Below are 17,990 nucleotides of genomic sequence, written 5' to 3'. Positions count from 1 at the left end.
GAGAAAAGGAGGACTAGCATGTTTGACCCGAAGGATTTCAAACTGGAAGGCCAAGTGACCTTGGTGACAGGTGCCGGAGCGGGTATCGGTCGCGGCATTGCCGAGACCTTTGCCAGCGCTGGCGCTGCGGTTGTTGTGAGCGATCTCCACAAGGAAACGGCCGAAAGCGTGGCCGATGAAATTGTCAAAAGCGGCGGCAGAGCGGTCGGCGTGTCCTGCAACGTGACGAAAGAAGAGGATCTCCACACGGCAATCGAGATGGCCGAAACCACGTTCGGCGGTCTGAGCATTCTCGTGAACAACGCCGGTGGTGGCGGGCCCAAACCGTTTGACATGCCTATGGAAGACTTTCGCTGGGCCTATGAAATCAATGTTTTTTCGACCTTCCGCCTGATCCAGTTGGCCGTCCCGTTGATGGCAAAATCAGGTAGCGGGGCCGTGCTCAACATCTCTTCGATGTCGGCAGAGAACAAGAACAAGCGCATGGCCTCTTACGGATCCTCCAAGGCAGCCGTCAGCCATTTGACCCGCAATGTCGCCTTTGACCTCGGCGCGAAGGGGATCCGGGTGAACGCGATTGCACCGGGTGCCATCCTGACCGATGCGCTCGCCTCCGTGCTGACTCCCGAAGTGGAAAAGAAAATGCTAGCGCACACGCCGATTAAGAGACTGGGCCAAGCGTCGGATATCGCCAAGGCGGCCCTGTTTCTGTGTTCTCCCGCCGCATCCTGGATTAGCGGTCAGATACTCACGGTATCGGGTGGAGGCGTTCAGGAACTCGACTGACACACCTGCTTCGGATCTGCCACATATCTTCGTTGACGCACATTACCCAACTGCGATCACCCGGGTGCGCCTCTATGTGCATGACAACGCACCTGGTCGCCCAGAGGATCGTACCGCTACTGCATCGTTCCGAGATATCTTCCAAGCTTCTCGGCCCAGATATCGCTGTCGCGGACCCTTAAAAGAGCGCGGTCCACCTCCTCATGGAACTGTGGGTCCTCTCTCAGCACAAGACCGTAGTTCTGACGTTCAAAACTGTGGGGCAGAACACGTAAATCGGAAACGTCACCATTCTCGGTGCCCCTCTTGATCTCATACCGCAAAACAGGATCATCCGCGACGACGGCATCGATCCAACCACGTTGCAGCGCCGCCAGCATCGTGGGAACGTCCGCGTACGTTCTGTGTGAGATGCCCATGCGGTCGAGGAAGCGCTCAGAGGTTGCCGCCTCCTTCGCCGCGACGCGCAATCCAGCAAGATCCGCCGGTCCGGTGATGTTCGATCTGAGCCGATCGAGCGTGAAGGCGCTGGCCAGGATTGCCGTGAACCCTGCTAGAAACAGGGTCGTGGTGACTGTCAATAGTACCGTGAGGATTCGACCGGGCATCGTCTTGAATTCGTAATAGTTGACAGGGCCGCGCGTGATGGACAGCAAACCGAGCAGGAATGCTTCCAGGCCACGGCCCAAAGCCGTTGGGCGGGAATAGATCTTCGGATTTATCCGGTGTTCCAGAAGATAGTAGATCCCGCCGATGGAACTGGCGATAAGGACGAGGACGCCCAGCCAATAAAGCGTGTTTGCGTCCGTAAGGACTTGCACAAGGGCAACCCAGACCGTCTCTTCTCGCACTGCGATCGCGAGGTGCGTTTCGTGAAGAGAGTGGGAAAAATCAACCCGTTCTTCCCGTTCCGGTGTGATGGAAATGCATGAGACACCCACATCGATCCGGCCTGCTTCCGCCGCGACCAGCAGGTCGGACAGTGGCAACTCCTCAATGCTGTAGGGCCGCCCGAGCTGGTCGGCGACCTCTTCCCAAAGGAGGATGCCGAGACCGGACCAACTGCCATCGCTTTCACGCATTGCAAATGGCGGGCACTCGTAGGTGCCAACGATCAATTCCAGGCTGTCTTGGCCCGGAACACGTTCTTGCGCGCTAGCGGTTCCGGCGTTCCAGACCAGCAAGGCAAGGAAGAATCCACAAAAAAGAAGTCTTTTCATGGATCCTTGATAATTGCTTTGACCGCACGCTGGAAGAGCGGCTGCGGCAGACCTACGTTGCTTGAGGGCATCTCTTCAGTAGATCGTGTAACCGCCAACCGCCCAGGTACCCACCGATCTCCACCCGGCTACCATTTCAACAACGAATTATTTGCAAACTGCAAGCTCAACGGCCTATGCGTAAGGCAGCTTTGTTTGGCGTTACAGACATCTGTTTAGGCCGCAGCATTCGGTAGTTTTGGGCTCGACTCGGTCATCCAGGTGTTTTGCTCAGATGACAGCTAAGCTCGGTTGAGCGGTCGTTGGGTAGGTAAATTTCGAACCTTTAGCCTCTAACGGCCGCTTCGCGCGAGAGCAGACGGTGACGAAAGATGGAGCTATGTCCGAGTCGCGGACTTTTCGGGCCTTCACTTGCATTGCTTCAAATGGCGCATTCCCACCCAAAGCGGAAATAAATAAAAGGCTGCCCATCAGAAGTTCTTCTCTTTAACCCCCCGCCTTTTGGGCAGCAAAGTGAATATCTCTTTGTGGAAACGGGATTGAAATACCCTCAGCGTCAAAACGTTCTTTTACAGCGCCGGTCAAACCCCAAAAGACTGTCCAGTAGTCCTCCCGCTTCACCCAGGGCCTGCAATAGATATTTACTGAACTGTCTGCTAACTCGCCCACGAAAATCTGTGGGACAGGCTTCGTGAGGCATTTTGGGTTCTCGGCCACAAGCTTCTCCAAAACACTGATCGCACGGGGTGCACTGTCGAAATAGGACACGCAAAACACAAGATCGACCCGGCGCGTATCTGACGCGCTTACATTAGTAATCACATCGCCCCAGATCATGCTGTTGGGTATGGTGATGATCTGATTATCGAATGTTCTTATCTTGGCCGAGACAACCGACATTTCGTCCACTTGACCGGAAACGCCGGCCACTACAACCGTGTCACCGGTATCAAAGGGTTTCAGCACCATCATCATCAGACCGCTGGCCAAATTCCCGATTGTCTGCTGCAAAGCAAAACCCAGTATGAAAGACAGACCTCCAAAAATGGCGAAGATTGGTGTGATATTCACACCCAGAAAACTGAAAAAGATCAGCCCGCCGATCACGAAGGTCATCCAATAGACCACCTTCAGAAGAAATTTCTTGAGAATGCGGGATACGGCGGAGGTTTTATTCAGTGCACGTTCTGCCAATCCGCGGGAAAATCCAGCCCACAGCAGAAGGACGCAAACGGCGACGGCAAATCCAACCACCTTATAAAGAACAAGAATCCCACCATCTGGCGACAATAGCCAGCGTTCCAGACTTCGACTGAGATCCAAAGGGTTGAAAGATCGCAGAGTGCTTTTGAGTGCCGCTTTGAGATATAATTCGTGCGGCTTAAGTGCTGCGGCATCTGCCCCTTTCTGTTTCCACTCCGCGAGGATATCGCGGTATTTCAGTTCCAGTGACCTTTGTGTTTCAAATAAGACGTCCTGATGACCCTGTGATTCATCGTCAGATATTTCGCCAGCATGTTGGGGCGCTGCATTTTGTCTGGCCATCTCTTCAAGGTTGGACTGCAGGAAGCCGCGCCATATCTCGGCCGCCTTGCCAAGTTCCGGCTCCGAAAGAGGTATGATGAGTGTCTGTAAATCCTCCCGGCTCAGGTCCGGATTTTGCGAAAGTGACGAGAAACTATGTGAAGTCTTGGCTGCCGCAGCACTTTGCTGCGCAAAAACGGAACTTGCTGTAATTGCAGCAAAGCAAAGAAACAGACCCAGCGCTGAAAGGCAAAAACGACAGGCATGTCTCATAAAACTCTGCATTTTTTCAATTTCCTGTCTTTGTGCTATGTTGAGGCACGTTGGAATTACGGCACCTGGGAACTTTGGGACAAACCCTTGCTGCACTTACTTGGCCTTACCGTCTGTCGCGGAAGGCGCGCCATCTTGCGCTGTGCACGCAAAGGGTACGAACGTGCTGGCCATTCCTTCGTTCATTCACATTACAGTTAGCAAATCTGCCAGTTGCTTATCGCCCTTCGTAACGGGACATATCTTTATGCCGTGATCACAATTTGCATCAATAATGACTGGTGTTCTTTGATGAACGCGATCCTGACACCGGCAAGATCTTGCGTTTCCAAAATCCAAGTCCACGCCTCGGCGCATAGATCGCATTTCCGCTGTGTCCAGTTGTTTTGCGGGAAGGCCTGACTGACCGTCACGATGACCACGAGGCAAGCCAAGGCGATCACCGGTATAGCTGTCATACCCGCCTCACGGTTTTCTGAAGATCCTTGTCGAAGCGCTGCATAGGTGACCACGGGACGTGCTGTTGTCAAAATTCAAAACTGATACGTCAGGCCAATGACCGGGCCGGATAGGCCGACCTCGACATCTGATCCCTTGATTGTCTTACTGACTTCCATGTGGCGGTATCCGAACCGGACGAAAAGGTTATCTTTGATGCTATAATTCATTGTGCCAAGGACCTGCCACGTTTCGCTGGAGCCTGTGAAACTCCCGTAATCGGCGAATGCACTGGCGGACCATTTTTCAGATAACTTCCAGTTCCCGCGCAGCCCGATCACAGGGTCAAACCAATTGTCGTTCAACGATCTGCTTTGTGCCGGTCGGGTGCCCGCGCCCAACGACACAACGGTGTCCAGATCGAAATAACGGAAACCGGCAGCGACTTCGTAACTGGCTGTGTCACTTTGGTAGAATCTGTAGGTGAGGTAACCACTCACTGCCCACATCGTGATGTCGGTCGTTCCATCAGAAAACAATGTGCCAAAAGGCGTGCTCTGAGTATCTGAAAGATCAACATAAATGATGTCCTTGACGATACCCCAGTTGCCACGGTGTGCTTCGAACGTTCCCATAAAGACCATGTCGAGGTCAGACAGAACATCACTTCCCGATGGGCTTGATTCAATTTCTCCGAAGGGCGTCTCGATGGACGTGTCGAGCGCCGGGAGCCAGCCATAAAGCGTGATCACTTTTTCCCATTTTTCGGCATGCCCGACAGTTGGACACGTGGCAATCAGTACGGCTGCTAGGGTTTTCTTTTTCATCTATCTGTCCCTGATATTGTCCGTGGCTTTTTCCGTTTACAGTCTGCCAATCTCTCTGGAATCAGATGACTTTCATTCTGAGGTCGGGAATGGTTTCAAAATGTTTGGCGGCCCTCTGGCATAAACTCCTCAAGCGTCCGATAGCCGCACCCCTCAACTTTTAGGGTGCGGTCTTTACTGTGAGTGGTGGCGTTACTTGACCATGGTTACGGCTGGCGGCTTCCACGTACCTTTCAATGCATCGTCCTTTGGCCAATAAAGACGCATAACCATGAAAATCGGCCCATCCGGCGCAGGGAGCCAGTTTGCTTTCTGGTCTGGATCTGTCGGTTCCTTGTTCTGAATATAGAGCGTCAGGGACCCGTCAGCGCTGGTTTTGAGGTCAGGCAACATCGGTGAGTTGATCAAGTATCGGTTGATCGGGTTCTCGATAAGAAGTTGAGTTTTGCCATCATACATCGTCACCGACCAGAAGGCGTTTACGGGAGGCAGCTCTCCTGCTGGAAAGGTCAGAGTATAGTTTGCTTTGCCGCCATCCAATGGTTTGCCGTCCGCGTCTACTTTGGCCAGCGGGTACAGCGCTTCGGCGGAGTCGTTGCCGAATATGCCAAGAATAGCTGCCGCTGCCCGTACCTTATAGTCATCGCCCATCATCTTGCGATCACCGAACAAACCTTCAGAAACTTGCCAGCCATTGATTTGCTTGCCGAGTGACGCAACTTCGGTCTGCATTTCGGCGGCAGCGGCTTTCATGCCAGCGATCTCGTCTGCACTCAGTGGTTTTGACGGAAACGATGCGCCTGGCTCTATCCCGACGTTGGCAAACCGCTCACGCATTGGTTTCTCGTCTTCAAAAATCCCAGTCGGGGGTGCGAATTGCAGCAGGAATGAGAGGTAACTAAAAGGATCCTGCTTGGCGAGGTCCTTGTCAATTTTGGGCCAGTCAATTGCGGGCTGTGCCGCAGGAGCTGTGGTGCCCAGAAACTCCGAGAGAGGCTTGGCGCTGTATTTCGCCTGAATAGCTCGGACGTTGCCTATGTCGGCTGCGTTGATCAACTGCGTCCGGAAAAGACCCAATGCGAACTGTGTGCCTGATTGGAACACCTTGTCGACACCTGCGGGCGTGTCTCCGCTCCACTCGGGGCCGACAATCGCGTAGCAGCCTCCGTCATTCCCTGTCGTTCGGCTGCCAATGTAGCCAAAGTTATAGGTGTACTGCGAGACAAGCTGCACCGAATAGTAGCGCGATTTCTCAATTTCGGGCACGCACAGCACCATCGGCTCGGCGCGCAAGTCCATCCAGATAAAGGAATAAGGTGTATCGCTATTGGGTGTTACAACAGCGGTGTCCTTGTAAGTGAAGACATTTGCCTCGCTGAACAAGGTGTTGAACGGTGCTTTATATTGAGGGCCGTCAACATCGACTGCGTATTCATACATTACGCCATAATTCATCAGCATTGGCAGGGCGTAGACTGTCGCCTCCTTCGCTATTTCCGTGATCTGGTCCTTGGTCGGGCTGCTTTGCGACACTGCTGCAGTTCCGCCAAGCGCCAAGGTCCCAGCAAGCGCACTGGCTAGTATTCCTGATTTCGTCATTGTTCTAAGTTACTCCAAAAAGTGAGTGAGCATGCGTTACCAGCGGGTGCAAAGCACCCTCCTACACGGCAATATCGGGAAGTGTTGCAACACAGCTGTGCGGCCGGTGTGCAAGGCAGAATTGAAATTTACGTTCAAGCCGTCGCGCAAACTTCAATGACCTTAACCGCTCTTCGAGACCCTTGCGAAAACAAGGCTCAAGACTGAACACTGGTCATGAGCACACGGGTACACTAATTCTGGGCACACCGCTTCGCTTTAGAGGACAAAATGAAAAAGGCTCATGCGCATACGATTACAACTCAACGCGTGGGTCCGCTGTCCGAGCTTCCTCGCGTACTGAAAGATCTTGGCGCGGACGTAGGAGCGATTTTTGACGGCAGCGGTGTGGACCCTACGACGATCACGCCAGACTTGCGGATGCCCTTCCCGGATCTGTTAAAGCTATTGGATCGTGCGGCGGTGATGTCAGGCTGTCCTCATATAGGGCTTCTGTTCGGGGCGCGCTTCGAGGTGGTCAAACACCACGGTCTGATCGGTGAACTGATGCATACTGCTCCAACGCTCAAGCAGGCACTCGTCGATTGTGTGACATGGCAACTGGGATATTCGAGCGGTGCAATTGTCTACCTGAACAATTTGGGCGACGAATACGCTTTCGGATATGGCACGTACGAAGTTTCCGCGCCGGGCACCCGTGTTCTTTATGACGTCATCGTCTGCATCGCGATGCGCATGGTTCACGAACTCACGAACGGCACTGTCAAACCTATCGAGGTCCACCTTGCGCACAGCAAGGACGATGATCCCGCAACCTATGCAAAGCTGTTGAAACTGCCTGTGCGGTTCAACCAGCAACGTACTTGCGCGATCATTGATGCAACGTCAATGCGGATCACGCCGCCCCATGCCAATGCTGAAGAGCGACAAAAGTTGCTGGCAGTCATTGAAGACTCGATCTGGGAAACCAAACCCGGTGTATCTGCAAGGGCGGGCCATGCGATCAGACACTTGATGCACTACGACGGGCCGACGATGGCAGGTGTGGCAGGCGAATTGGGCGTTCATTCTCGGACCTTGCGACGCCGGCTGGCAGGCGAAGGGCAAACATTCGAAGAACTCCGTGACACAGTCCGCTATGCAGTTGCGCGCGAGATGCTTGAACTTACGGAAATACCACTTGGTGAAATCAGCGACTTCCTTGGTTTTGCATCGCCCGGGATTTTCAGCAAAGCATTTCGACGATGGAGCGGGACATCTCCTTCGGTATGGAGACGGCAAGCGTTGGCGTCATGGCTTGCGCACCAAAGCAATTTCAACCGGGCGGTTCATTAAACGTTGTCAATTATCTGATTAAATCTCCGGTGCTCTTGCGCGACCGCTCAGCCAGATCGCCGCAAGAGCGAGGGCAGCCCTCCTCTTGCCCAAGCAAGCATGACCGGTGTGCATCAGATGTCTGCATGCGAGCGTGCCGCCAAACATTCGCCTGCCTGCTGGGGACCATGGCATCAGGACCAATGGCAGCCTTCGCGCCTGGTTTCCAGTCCCGTTGGGCCAATTCGGATCAAGGACACGGAGGCAGCTTTAAGACGCAAAGCCGCTGTCCACCGATAGCAGTCACGAAGACCGGTTCGGGCTCAACGCAGTCACCTGACTGATTTACTCAGATGACCGATTAGCGGCTTTGAGCGGACGTTCACCCCCGAAAACTCGGAGTTTCGAACAGGAACGACCGCTCTCACAAAAAGCGATCGCTCTCCGAAATCTTGGCTACGACCGGCTTGCGGACAATCCAGACTCTCAAGTGCCGCTGTGGGTATAGGACAGGCGGCTTGGGTGGCGGCTCCGGGGCTGAAAATGGCGCCTGTTAGATCGGAAGTCCGTTCTGTGCTATCTTCGCTCAGCATTAGTACTCGAAGGGGGGACACTAAAATGTCCGACTTGGATCAGATCAAAGCGCTCGACAGTCGAGTAGCCCATGGCATCAACTCAGGGGACGCCGCTGCAGTTGCCGGTCAATACACAGATGATGCATCGATCCTTCCGCCGGGAGCCGGACGAATTGATGGCAAGGAAGCGATCCAAGGCTACTGGCAAGCCGGCATCGATGCGGGTCTCAGCGATGTGAGCATCGTCGCAACGACCGTTGATGTCACCGGCGACAGCTCAGTCACGGTGGGAACGCTATCTGGAAGGATGGGCGATACCGAACTCGCTGGGAAGTACATCGTGATTGGCAGAAAGACCGACAACGGTTGGAGGATCCACCGGGATATCTGGAACTTCGACGCCTGACATAGAGACGAACAGAGCCCAACTCGCGGCCCGCAAAGTGGCTTCCACTTTGAGGAAATCGATCTGTCGATTAGACAGCGTTCCGCTTAGTAGCCGTGCGAGCCAGGCGTTTATCTCAGAGGGTTAACATGGCTAAGGATCAGTTAGTCACGGGAGGTTGTCTCTGTGGCGCAGTCCGCTTTGAGTGCCAACAACAACCATTTCATGTCTGTTACTGCCACTGTGGGAGGTGCCGAAGGAACGTCGGCAGCGTCGTGAGTGCGTGGGCGTTCTTCACTTAAGCAGAACTGCGTTTCATAAAAGGACAACCCACTTGGTGCCAATCAAGCGCCATGGTATCTCGCGGCTTCTGCAGTGCATGCAGTTCGCAGATCGGTTTCAGCAATACAGAATATGAGCATATCTGCATTGCCCACGGCGCTTTGGACAACCAAGATGCATTTCCGCCTCAGAAATACTGGTACTTGGAGGACAAACTGCCATTCCTGGACTTGCAGATTGACCTTGAACACATCTCCAGCCTGCCAGACGCGCGACGGACGAATGCTGAAAGCTGAAGGGCAGTATACCGTGTTGGTCTTCATAAAAGATGCCGTGTCGGCGCCTTCCCATGCCACATAGATGCCGCCTTAGGGTGCTGGCAGACTAATTCGAACCGGTCTCCACAAGGACAGTGGCACTGCCCGTTATGCAGTACCGAGACCGCGCCACTCAGCAAGAGCAGCGGCACGGTTGATTTTAAAATTGGGTCGTAAGTGAAGGCTTCATTCCGAATTGAACAGGTTGTAAATTGAGGCGTGGACGGCGGCGAATTTCTGCAAACTTCGCATGCGCCGGAAGCGGAGCACCGCCCGTTCTCATCGTCGGAAAGGCAGATGTGAATTCTCCGCTCGGTTGTTCAGCCAGCGGCCTGTTTCTTGTTTTCCAGCTGCACCGATATCCTTCAGAGCCGCACCGTAAGAGCGCAACAGATCTGTGACGATCACCTCAGGACGACCGTGTTTTCGCATTGTTTTCTTTAAGAATTTCAACGCAGCTTTCTTGTCACGTGTCTTTGTGACGAAGCTTTCCAGAATTTCGCCTTCATAATCGACAGCCCGCCAAAGATAATGCCGCTCGCCGTTGATCTTCACGGAAATCTCATCCAAATGCCAGCGCCACTTGCTGGATTTCATGCCAGCAATCCGCCGTTTTCTGATCTCGGACGCGAACCTATGCCACCAGTACCGGACCGCTTCATGGCTGACATTGATGCCCCGTTCATGCAGCAGGGTGCTGTCAGACGGATTCGAACTGGTCTCAGCTAGGACAGGGAGGCTACCCCTTATTCCGCACAAAGTTGCCGCCACTCGGCGAGAACGGCGGCACGGTTCAGCTTGAAATCAGATCTTGAGTAGAGGCTGCGTTCCGAATTGAAGAGGTTGAGGACAGAGGCGTGTACGGATGCGAATTTCTGCAGGCTTCGTAATCGCCGAAAGCGTTGCATTGCCCTCTCCCTTCGTCGAAATGGAAGATGAGAATTCTCCGCCCGATTGTTCAACCAACGACCAGTCTCTTGCCGATCTACGTTGCCGATTTCCTTCATCGCAGCGCCATAGGAGCGGAGCTTGTCCGTAACAACGGTTTCCGGTCGGCCGAATTTCCGCATTGATTTCTTGAGGAATTTCAACGCTGCCTTCTTGTCTCGCCTCTTTGTCACATAGCTTTCCAGAACTTCACCTTCGTGATCGACGGCTCGCCACAAATAGTGCCGCTCGCCGTTGATCTTCACGAACACCTCATCCAAGTGCCACTTCCAGTTAGAATGGCAACGCATCGATTGAGAACGCCTTTTGCGGATTTCGGATGCAAATCTCGGGCCAAATCTTTGCCACCAGAAACGAACAGATTCATGGCTCACGTCGATGCCGCGTTCATGCAGCAAGTCTTCGACATTCCTCAGCGACAAAGGAAACCGAATGTACATCATGACCGCCAAGCGGATGATTTCCGGCGACGTACGAAAGTAGCGAAATGGGCTGCGTTTGGTCATGGCCGGACGCTACGGGAGCGCCCGGCTTTTCTCAATGACCTTCCCTCTGACAAGACCAATCGATGAGTTCCATTTTCGTGGCAGACAAACTCGACGCATTTCTTAAGTCAGCTTTCGCTTCAACTGAGAAATCTGACGCTTTCAGTCAGATGACAGCTAAGCTGCTTTCAGCGATCGCTCAGGAACAGCGGATGCTGCGGCATCGTCCGCTTTGACGCCTCTATGTCGGCTTACGGCAGAACCGGACGTTGGCTTCAAGGCGTCTAAGTTTGAGTTACGGACAAACCCGCCTGTCGGCCTCTGCGCGCAAGGCGGCAGTGGAACTGGTTGAATAATTCGGCCACCTTACCAACGTTGATGTAAATCAACGAAGGAATTAACTTTGAATGCTAGCCTCTACGGACCCGACGCATCGAGCGATCGCAACTGCGGGCAATTTCGGTCGGAGATCAGTGTTGGCTTTATGGAGGTGGCGGCACCGATGCATCCGAAAAGACAAGAACACCGAGTTCCAACCGATGGATCGGACCGGGAGTTTGGTGCCAAAAGGGACTTGTCTGGAACCGATTTTGATGCGGCGCTTTGGCGTGTTATTCACGGACCGGGGCCCTTCGTCGGGCTTGCCGTTCATGCGGGTCATGCCATCCGTCCGGGCCTGCGCGCTGCCCTCGAAATCGATGACAAGACGCGTCTTCGGGAAGAGGATCCTTACACGGACGGAATCGCCGCACTTTGTGGTACGCAGATCCAGACATTCCGTTCACGGTTCGAGGTCGATCTGAACAGGCCGGCTGACGAAGCAATTTGTGTTCAACCTTCGGATTGCTGGAACCTTCAGGTTTGGAAGCCGGGTGATGGGCTTACGCAGACCATGTATCGGCGTTCTCTGGAAGAGCACCGGCGCTTCTACAAGATGCTCGGCGAACTTCTGAAGCGGATCGAAGATCGCGAGGACCGGTTCATCGTTCTCGACTGTCACAGCTACAACTACCGAAGAGACGGGCCGGAAGGACCGGTAGCCGAACCTCGAACCAACCCCGAAATCAACGTGGGTACCGGCAGTATGGATCGCGAGTACTGGGCTCCGGTGGTCGATGAATTCATTACCTCTCTGTCAGGTGCAGATGTCGCCGGTCGTCATCTCGACGTTCGGGAAAACGTGAGGTTTCGTGGTCGGTACCTTGCCGAGTTCGTCCACACGCGGTTTCCGCGGAGCGGATGCTGCCTGGCGATAGAGGTCAAAAAGTTCTTCATGGATGAATGGACGGGCTCGTTGAACCGCAGCACCTTTGAACAGCTCCTTAGAGCTTTCCGAAAGACGCTCACGCAAGTTGAAGTAAGTCTGAGGATGGTTCGATGACAAATATTGAATTTGGCTCCGCAAACCTCGACTTCACGCTGTTCGCGCAGGATCTGAAGGACGGGAAGACACTTTCACTCAAGCTTCCCAATGGCAAAGGTGAACTTTTCGTCGACCACCTCCAACCGTTCATCTGTTTATATAGGCAGCCGGTAGATCGGAGCGATCCGGGCACACGCCAGCTGCTATCCGGGCAAACTGCGTACCTGGTCGCGGATCCTCTTAGGCAGAGCCTGCCCGAAACGCGGAAAGTCGTCGCGCAGCTGGTTGACACCATGTGCCAGATTTATGGCGCAGCACTTGTAATAGAAATCTGGAGTGCATCGAATAGCGCATTGGACGCGATGGGTCCTGAAGAAGCTCCTGCGCGTTTCAGGATAATCGCTGAGCAGCACGGTGTATCGCGAGAGACAATCGCGGCACTGGAGCGGGCCTTGCTGTCCATGAGGTCCACTCCTAAAGCGGAGATTGCTGTTGAATATTGCTCCGGTGCGTCTCCGCCCGGAATGCAACCTGTTCTAAGCGAGCGTTCCGAAGCCCGCGACGACATATTTCTGATGGGCCTTGAAATCCCGCCGCTGTTTCGTGTCCCGAAGTCCAGCGAGGTAATCCCGGGGGTCCTCAGAACATTCACGCGAGACGTCGGCCGCGCGCTGCGAAATGCGTTCTACGCATTCTCGCACACCCATGCCCGCAATCGGCCTGCGCATTTCCATGAACTCGGGCCGCGAGCGATGGGCCCGGAAGTGACGGAGGTCGACAAGCGATTTTCGGCGGTCAGCGACACATTCGACCTTCTACTTTTCGTAACACCGGTGAATGCCGAGGTCTCCTTTCAACGTTTCATTTCGAATGGATGTGCCGCTGAACCCGAGTTCCTCTATCGGCCGGTAACCGTCGATCCCGGCGCCCTTAAGTTCCAGCTGTATCAGGTCCCTCTCGAAACGATCGAAGACCCAGCGCTGCATTACGTCTATTCAGCGCAGCGCGACGAGCTTGATCGTCAGATCACGATGCTCGCGGATCGCGGTTCTCCGCGTTTTCTCCTGGAAAGTCAGCAGGTTTTCGGTGGAGCAGATGAGGCTTTAACTCAGGCCTCGCACGACATCCTTGATCGCCTAGAGACCAAGGTGAATATTCCGTCAAACAGGGATGTCGTAAGCGCTCAGGATTTCGCGCTTTTGGCCGAAGAGGAACTCGCCTACTACCGGGAACTCATGCCTGAACTACCTGCCCGCGTGGAGCTTCGAGAGGACATACCAGGTGTTTTGGTCTCGAAAGGAAATTTCTTGGTCGGTGCTACGACGTCAGTCGCAAGAGACCGAGTGAATTCCTTGATCCAGCATGAAGTCGGCACCCATATTCTGACATATTACAATGGCTTGCAGCAGCCTTTGTCGCAATTCCATTCGGGCATGCCAGGATACGAGGAAACGCAAGAGGGTCTTGCCGTCTTGTCTGAATATCTGTGCGGAGGCTTCTCAGCCGCGAGACTGCGAACGCTGGCGGGCCGGGTTGTCGCAGTGGACTGCATGACCGGCGGCGCGGATTTTATTGAAACATACCGGGTTCTGGCCTCGACCTATGATTTCGGGGAACGGGATGCATTCACGATTTCAATGAGAGCTTACCGGGGAGGCGGCTTGACCAAGGATGTAGTCTACCTTCGAGGCCTTGTAGCACTTCTCGACCATCTCGGCGCAGGTAATGCCTTCGATGACCTCCTACTTGGGAAAGTGGCCTTGGAGCATATGGAGATCGTCGAGGAACTTCGCTGGCGGAAGATATTGACGCCCGGTCCGCTTAGACCGCGCTATCTTGAGGATGCAGCTTCGCAAGATCGCCTAGAGGCTCTGTTGTCCGGCGCCCGTGTTACTGATCTGGTGAATGGAGGCTGCCCATGAAACTTGCGTTCGCTATCAATGATCTCGCCACCGAACGCACTGACTACACAACAACTCATTTGGCGATGCACGCCCTCCAGAAGGGGCATGAGGTATGGTATGTGGAGGTCGGCCAGTTCGAACTTGGAATGGATGACCAGTTAAGCGCCCGCGCCCGCTGCCTCGGCAGATCGCCCTTGGACAGCCGTGCAGAGGTAATATCTTCGCTGGTTGCGGCCGATGTCAGACAGTTGGACCTCGGAGAGCTCGACATTCTTTTCTTGCGGAACGATCCGGCAGCCGACGCCCTGACCCGGCCATGGGCCCAGCTGGCCGGTGTGAATTTCGGGAGGCTTGCGGAGCGGGCAGGTGCGCTGGTGGTTAATAGTCCCGACGGCTTGTACCACGCCGTCAACAAACTCTATCTCCAACTGTTTCCGAGCGAGGTGCGACCACGAACAGTGATTACGCGGGATTTCGATGCTGTGCGCGCCTTTTTGGACGAAGTCGGTGGCGTGGCTGTGGTCAAGCCGCTGCGCGGTTCGGGCGGGCACAATGTCTTTTTGATCCGGCAGGACGACCAGTACAATCTGCGCCAGATTTTCGATGCGGTCTGCCGTGAAGGTTACCTAATCTCGCAAGAGTACCTCCCAGCGTCGAGCGAGGGCGACACGCGGGTATTCCTAATGGATGGCGACTTTATCGAGACGCAGGGCGAGATCGCCGCGGTTCATAGAGTTCCGGCGCGGGGGGATCTAAGAAGCAACCTGACGGCAGGCGGTCGAGCACGGAAAGCCGCGATCACTCAGCGTGTCCGCGAAATCGCAGAGCTTGCGCGTCCGCGGCTGCGGGAAGATGGCATGTTTTTTGTGGGCCTAGACATCATCGGCGATCGAATGGTCGAGGTAAATGTTTTTTCGCCAGGCGCGCTCATCGCAGCTGAGCGTGTAACGGGGGTCGAATTTGGGCCTCGCGTTATTGAGGGCCTTGAGCGGAGGTTGGTGCACCATCGGCGTGAAGATTGATCGTCCGCTCCGGGCTCGACTCGGTCATCCGAGTGATTTGCTCAGTTGACGGTAAAGCGCCGCTGAGCGGTCGTTCGGTCACGAAAGACCGAACATTTTGCTTCCAATGACCGCTTCCGGCGATTGCAGACGCTGGTGAAGAAACCGTCTATGACCGCCTTGCGGTGCCGATTCAACCGATCGACGCAACACATTCTTCGAACTTCTCTGCGGGTGAGAAGTAATTCAAGGTCTTTCTGGGCCGCTCGTTGAGTTCACGGGCGACGGCATCAAGATGCTCTTGGGTGTGCACGGAAAGGTCGGTGCCTTTCGGGAAGTACTGTCGAAGAAGACGGTTGGTGTTCTCGTTGGTGCCGCGTTGCCACGGGCTGTGCGGATCGCAAAAGTAGATGTCGAGCTCGGTGGCCAACGATAGGCTCTTGTGATCGGCCAGCTCTTTGCCACGGTCCCAGGTCAGCGAGAGCCGAAGCTCTCTCGGCAGATGCTGGACCTGTTTGGCGAGGGCCGACACGACGGTCTGTGTTTCTTTGCCACTCACCTTGGCGAGCATGACGTAGCGGGTCCGGCGCTCGACCAGCGTGGCAATGAAGCTGTTCTTCGAGCCCGCGATGAGATCGCCTTCCCAGTGGCCGGGGATAGCGCGGTCCTCGATGGCGGCAGGGCGTTCCCGGATGGAAATCGCATCCTTGATTTGACCGAGGCCGTCCCGCTTCAGGCTGGCGTGCCGAGAGCGGCGGATGGCGCGGGTCGCCCGGAGGTGCGTCAGAAGCTCTTTCTTCAGAACGCCCCGCGCCTGGATAAACAGGCTTCGATAGATCGTTTCGTGCGACACCCGCGCGTCCTCATCATCGGGATGCTCGCGCTTCAGCCACCCCGCGATCTGCTGGGGGGACCACTTGCACACAAGCTTCTTTGCTATTGTCTGACAGAGCCACGGCCTGTTCGCCAGCTTGCAAGGCCTTGAGCCACGCGCCCGATCCCAGGCCGCTTGGTCAGCACTGGCGGCTCGGTAGATATGCCGGCCGCCGTTGCGCCGTACCTCTCGGCTGATTGTAGACGGCGCCCGGTGAAGCTGCCTCGCAATGCACCGCAGGGATAGCCCGGCGCTCAGACTGCGCGACACCTCCTCCCGCTCCGCAAGGGTCATCGCCAGTCGTGACCTTCGCCGCTCCGGCGGACGAATACCGCCCGTTCTCGCAAGCAGTGGATAGATCGACGATGAGCCGCGATCGAACAGCCGTCCGATCGAGCGCATCGACTCTCCACGCTGCCAGCGATCCCAAATCTCAGCCTTCTGCTGCTCCGTGAAATAAATCCGACGACGGTATCCCATCCCAACACTCCATCTTTGCTCTCAAAGTGAAGTGTTGCGTCGACCCATTGAACCCGCCGCTCAAAGTAGCCATTCGCTAATTCGTTGCACGATTAGTAGAAGTGAACGACTGCTCCGCTGGCTGAGCGGTCATTGGTAGGTGCGACCATTTCATTGGCGCAGCTACTTCTGGACACCCCGCGCGCATTTTCAATGACCTAGTACCTAGTGATCTCGTGGACATTGCCAAATCTGGATTGGGAACTAGCGTACGTCGCCTTTCTGACTTCTTGCACCGGCATCAATTGCCTCAGTCCGCTGGCTCCAAAGAGCGCGGCACCAAACATTTCGCAGGTTTCCTCAAGCAGCGTCACGTATCGGCCGTTGTCCATTTCGTGAAACCACATGAAGGCTGAAACCATCTCTAGCCCAAGTGCAGCGCCAAAATATACGAGTGCACCAAGGACTAGATATCGCCTAGGCGCAGCATTCATGCCGTACACCACAAAGCGAAATCCAAGCAGCACGAGTATCGAAACAACCGCGAAACCGTAGAAGACCCATTCCCAGGCAAACAACCCACTCCCTTCAATACCCTTCGTTAGGTAGGAACCAACTGGCTCATGTACCTGAGCGGAATCGTCGAACGCCGCAAGAAGAACGACAACCGCAAGACCAAACCAATGCCAGCGCCACGGATCCCTATCGGAAAATGCTTGCGCTGCCGCCAAAGCAATGAAGCCGCTGGATACAATAAGAAGCAAAAAGTTAATGAATGTTGGCACGTTGGATTCTTCACCAACCCAGAACACCTCGAAGGCAAGTCGCCCGTATTCACTGTCGGTCGCATTCGATAAAATGAGAGAAAAACCAGCCAGACCCGAAGTAGGAATAATAACTACGGCTGCCAAAAAAAGGTATTGGAAGGGAGTTGGTAAATTCGGCACTCTAAGTTTTGCTCTCCTAGTTTCGCTACCGCACACTAGCTTAGACGCAGATCTCTGAAGGTAAATCGCATTGCCGAAATAACGTGATTTGGAAGTAAATTTTGGCTCAATTAACGCATCAATTATGGATAGAATGACTCTATTGTTTCCAAAAATAACTAAAAAATCTAGGGTCAGGAGTCTTAACAAGTAGAAGACTGTTGCTGCGAGAGCGGTGGCTGAAAGGAAGATCTTGGGGCGGCGGTCATAGCGGGTGGCCACGCGCCTCCAATCCTTAAGCCTGCCAAATAATACATCAATTCTGTTTGTATCTGCGCTTGTCGTAAATGACCGACGTCTTGCGCTGCTTTCGGCCTGGGAGGACCTTCGCTGCATGGAAACATTTGGCAGCTTTGGGCTCGACTCGGTCATCTGAGGGGTTTAGTCAGATGACGGCTTAGCTGTGTTAAACCGACGTTCACCGCTGAAA

The 17,990-nt window shown here is 54.6% G+C and carries 15 protein-coding genes and 2 pseudogenes; 7 read left to right on the top strand and 10 right to left on the bottom strand.

Annotated features, from left to right (window positions below; all coding sequences use genetic code 11):
• Positions 1–18 precede the first annotated feature (18 nt).
• Entirely contained in the window at positions 19–786 is a 768-nt protein-coding gene (gene hdhA / locus AC2FIT_RS21815; RefSeq protein ID WP_496832433.1) for a 7-alpha-hydroxysteroid dehydrogenase, read from the top strand.
• A gap of 116 nt (positions 787–902) precedes the next feature.
• Here the strand turns inward: hdhA and AC2FIT_RS21810 are convergent, their stop codons facing one another.
• From AC2FIT_RS21810 to AC2FIT_RS21790, 5 genes are all read right to left on the bottom strand, one after another.
• Positions 903–1,970 (bottom strand): substrate-binding periplasmic protein, encoded by a 1,068-nt coding sequence (locus AC2FIT_RS21810; RefSeq protein WP_496832431.1) that lies wholly within the window; start codon positions 1,968–1,970, stop codon positions 903–905.
• Between the two features lie 522 nt (positions 1,971–2,492).
• The gene (locus AC2FIT_RS21805; RefSeq protein ID WP_496832429.1) at positions 2,493–3,815 is read right to left on the bottom strand and encodes a mechanosensitive ion channel family protein; all 1,323 of its coding nucleotides are present in this window, start codon (positions 3,813–3,815) and stop codon (positions 2,493–2,495) included.
• Between the two features lie 233 nt (positions 3,816–4,048).
• Positions 4,049–4,261 (bottom strand): hypothetical protein, encoded by a 213-nt coding sequence (locus AC2FIT_RS21800; RefSeq protein WP_496832427.1) that lies wholly within the window; start codon positions 4,259–4,261, stop codon positions 4,049–4,051.
• 75 nt (positions 4,262–4,336) lie between these two features.
• A complete protein-coding gene (locus tag AC2FIT_RS21795; RefSeq protein ID WP_496832425.1) occupies positions 4,337–5,068 on the bottom strand; it encodes a hypothetical protein in 732 nt (243 codons plus the stop codon).
• Positions 5,069–5,260: 192 nt separating this feature from the next.
• Positions 5,261–6,667, bottom strand: a complete 1,407-nt coding sequence (locus AC2FIT_RS21790) for a DUF1254 domain-containing protein (protein WP_496832423.1) — start codon at positions 6,665–6,667, stop codon at positions 5,261–5,263.
• A gap of 270 nt (positions 6,668–6,937) precedes the next feature.
• Between AC2FIT_RS21790 and AC2FIT_RS21785 the strand changes: the two genes are divergently transcribed.
• The 3 genes from AC2FIT_RS21785 (at position 6,938) to AC2FIT_RS21775 (ending at position 9,243) form a co-directional block, all read left to right on the top strand.
• Positions 6,938–8,002 carry an AraC family transcriptional regulator gene (locus AC2FIT_RS21785; protein ID WP_496832421.1) on the top strand — a complete coding sequence of 355 codons (1,065 nt, stop codon included), beginning with the start codon at positions 6,938–6,940 and terminating at the stop codon, positions 8,000–8,002.
• Between the two features lie 597 nt (positions 8,003–8,599).
• Entirely contained in the window at positions 8,600–8,962 is a 363-nt protein-coding gene (locus AC2FIT_RS21780) for a YybH family protein (protein ID WP_496832419.1), read from the top strand.
• A gap of 128 nt (positions 8,963–9,090) precedes the next feature.
• On the top strand, positions 9,091–9,243 hold the full coding sequence (locus tag AC2FIT_RS21775) for a GFA family protein (protein ID WP_496832417.1): 153 nt from the start codon (positions 9,091–9,093) through the stop codon (positions 9,241–9,243).
• A gap of 405 nt (positions 9,244–9,648) precedes the next feature.
• Here the strand turns inward: AC2FIT_RS21775 and AC2FIT_RS21770 are convergent.
• Both AC2FIT_RS21770 and AC2FIT_RS21765 read right to left on the bottom strand, forming a co-directional pair.
• Positions 9,649–10,233 (bottom strand): annotated as a pseudogene (locus AC2FIT_RS21770) (IS6 family transposase); the annotation flags it as partial.
• A gap of 53 nt (positions 10,234–10,286) precedes the next feature.
• Positions 10,287–10,994 (bottom strand): IS6 family transposase, encoded by a 708-nt coding sequence (locus tag AC2FIT_RS21765; protein WP_496832415.1) that lies wholly within the window; start codon positions 10,992–10,994, stop codon positions 10,287–10,289.
• 481 nt (positions 10,995–11,475) lie between these two features.
• Between AC2FIT_RS21765 and AC2FIT_RS21760 the strand changes: the two genes are divergently transcribed.
• The 3 genes from AC2FIT_RS21760 to AC2FIT_RS21750 are packed head-to-tail and all read left to right on the top strand — an operon-like array spanning position 11,476 to position 15,262.
• Positions 11,476–12,354, top strand: a complete 879-nt coding sequence (locus tag AC2FIT_RS21760) for an N-formylglutamate amidohydrolase (protein ID WP_496832413.1) — start codon at positions 11,476–11,478, stop codon at positions 12,352–12,354.
• Positions 12,351–14,258: a peptidase MATCAP family protein gene (locus AC2FIT_RS21755; protein WP_496832411.1), complete on the top strand. Its 1,908-nt coding sequence runs from the start codon at positions 12,351–12,353 to the stop codon at positions 14,256–14,258. Before AC2FIT_RS21760 ends, AC2FIT_RS21755 begins: the two co-directional genes overlap by 4 nt.
• Positions 14,255–15,262, top strand: a complete 1,008-nt coding sequence (locus AC2FIT_RS21750) for an ATP-grasp domain-containing protein (protein WP_496832409.1) — start codon at positions 14,255–14,257, stop codon at positions 15,260–15,262. Before AC2FIT_RS21755 ends, AC2FIT_RS21750 begins: the two co-directional genes overlap by 4 nt.
• A 172-nt stretch (positions 15,263–15,434) precedes the next feature.
• On the opposite strand, the gene AC2FIT_RS21745 is transcribed toward AC2FIT_RS21750, so the two are convergent.
• The 3 genes and pseudogenes from AC2FIT_RS21745 to AC2FIT_RS21735 form a co-directional block, all read right to left on the bottom strand.
• Positions 15,435–16,595: an IS30 family transposase gene (locus AC2FIT_RS21745; RefSeq protein ID WP_496832407.1), complete on the bottom strand. Its 1,161-nt coding sequence runs from the start codon at positions 16,593–16,595 to the stop codon at positions 15,435–15,437.
• Between the two features lie 197 nt (positions 16,596–16,792).
• Positions 16,793–17,521 carry a DUF8692 domain-containing protein gene (locus AC2FIT_RS21740; RefSeq protein WP_496832449.1) on the bottom strand — a complete coding sequence of 243 codons (729 nt, stop codon included), beginning with the start codon at positions 17,519–17,521 and terminating at the stop codon, positions 16,793–16,795.
• A 183-nt stretch (positions 17,522–17,704) separates the two neighbouring features.
• Positions 17,705–17,882, bottom strand: a pseudogene (locus AC2FIT_RS21735) (transposase); the annotation flags it as partial.
• Between the last annotated feature and the right edge of the window lie 108 nt (positions 17,883–17,990).

The sequence above is a fragment of the Ruegeria sp. YTSA135 genome, from assembly GCF_059610165.1.
The sequence above is the reverse complement of the archived record's forward strand: the minus strand, read 5'-3'. Positions and strand labels throughout refer to the sequence as shown.

What these genes read in the sequence shown, in the direction of transcription:
- AC2FIT_RS21775 (WP_496832417.1), top strand. Translation starts at nt 9,091, where the DNA reads ATGGCTAAGGATCAGTTAGTCACGGGAGGTTGTCTCTGTGGCGCAGTC.
- AC2FIT_RS21765 (WP_496832415.1), bottom strand. Translation starts at nt 10,994, where the DNA reads ATGACCAAACGCAGCCCATTTCGCTACTTTCGTACGTCGCCGGAAATC.
- AC2FIT_RS21800 (WP_496832427.1), bottom strand. Translation starts at nt 4,261, where the DNA reads ATGACAGCTATACCGGTGATCGCCTTGGCTTGCCTCGTGGTCATCGTG.
- AC2FIT_RS21745 (WP_496832407.1), bottom strand. Translation starts at nt 16,595, where the DNA reads ATGGGATACCGTCGTCGGATTTATTTCACGGAGCAGCAGAAGGCTGAG.
- AC2FIT_RS21785 (WP_496832421.1), top strand. Translation starts at nt 6,938, where the DNA reads ATGAAAAAGGCTCATGCGCATACGATTACAACTCAACGCGTGGGTCCG.
- AC2FIT_RS21795 (WP_496832425.1), bottom strand. Translation starts at nt 5,068, where the DNA reads ATGAAAAAGAAAACCCTAGCAGCCGTACTGATTGCCACGTGTCCAACT.
- AC2FIT_RS21790 (WP_496832423.1), bottom strand. Translation starts at nt 6,667, where the DNA reads ATGACGAAATCAGGAATACTAGCCAGTGCGCTTGCTGGGACCTTGGCG.
- AC2FIT_RS21755 (WP_496832411.1), top strand. Translation starts at nt 12,351, where the DNA reads ATGACAAATATTGAATTTGGCTCCGCAAACCTCGACTTCACGCTGTTC.
- AC2FIT_RS21760 (WP_496832413.1), top strand. Translation starts at nt 11,476, where the DNA reads ATGCATCCGAAAAGACAAGAACACCGAGTTCCAACCGATGGATCGGAC.
- hdhA (WP_496832433.1), top strand. Translation starts at nt 19, where the DNA reads ATGTTTGACCCGAAGGATTTCAAACTGGAAGGCCAAGTGACCTTGGTG.
- AC2FIT_RS21750 (WP_496832409.1), top strand. Translation starts at nt 14,255, where the DNA reads ATGAAACTTGCGTTCGCTATCAATGATCTCGCCACCGAACGCACTGAC.
- AC2FIT_RS21805 (WP_496832429.1), bottom strand. Translation starts at nt 3,815, where the DNA reads ATGCAGAGTTTTATGAGACATGCCTGTCGTTTTTGCCTTTCAGCGCTG.
- AC2FIT_RS21780 (WP_496832419.1), top strand. Translation starts at nt 8,600, where the DNA reads ATGTCCGACTTGGATCAGATCAAAGCGCTCGACAGTCGAGTAGCCCAT.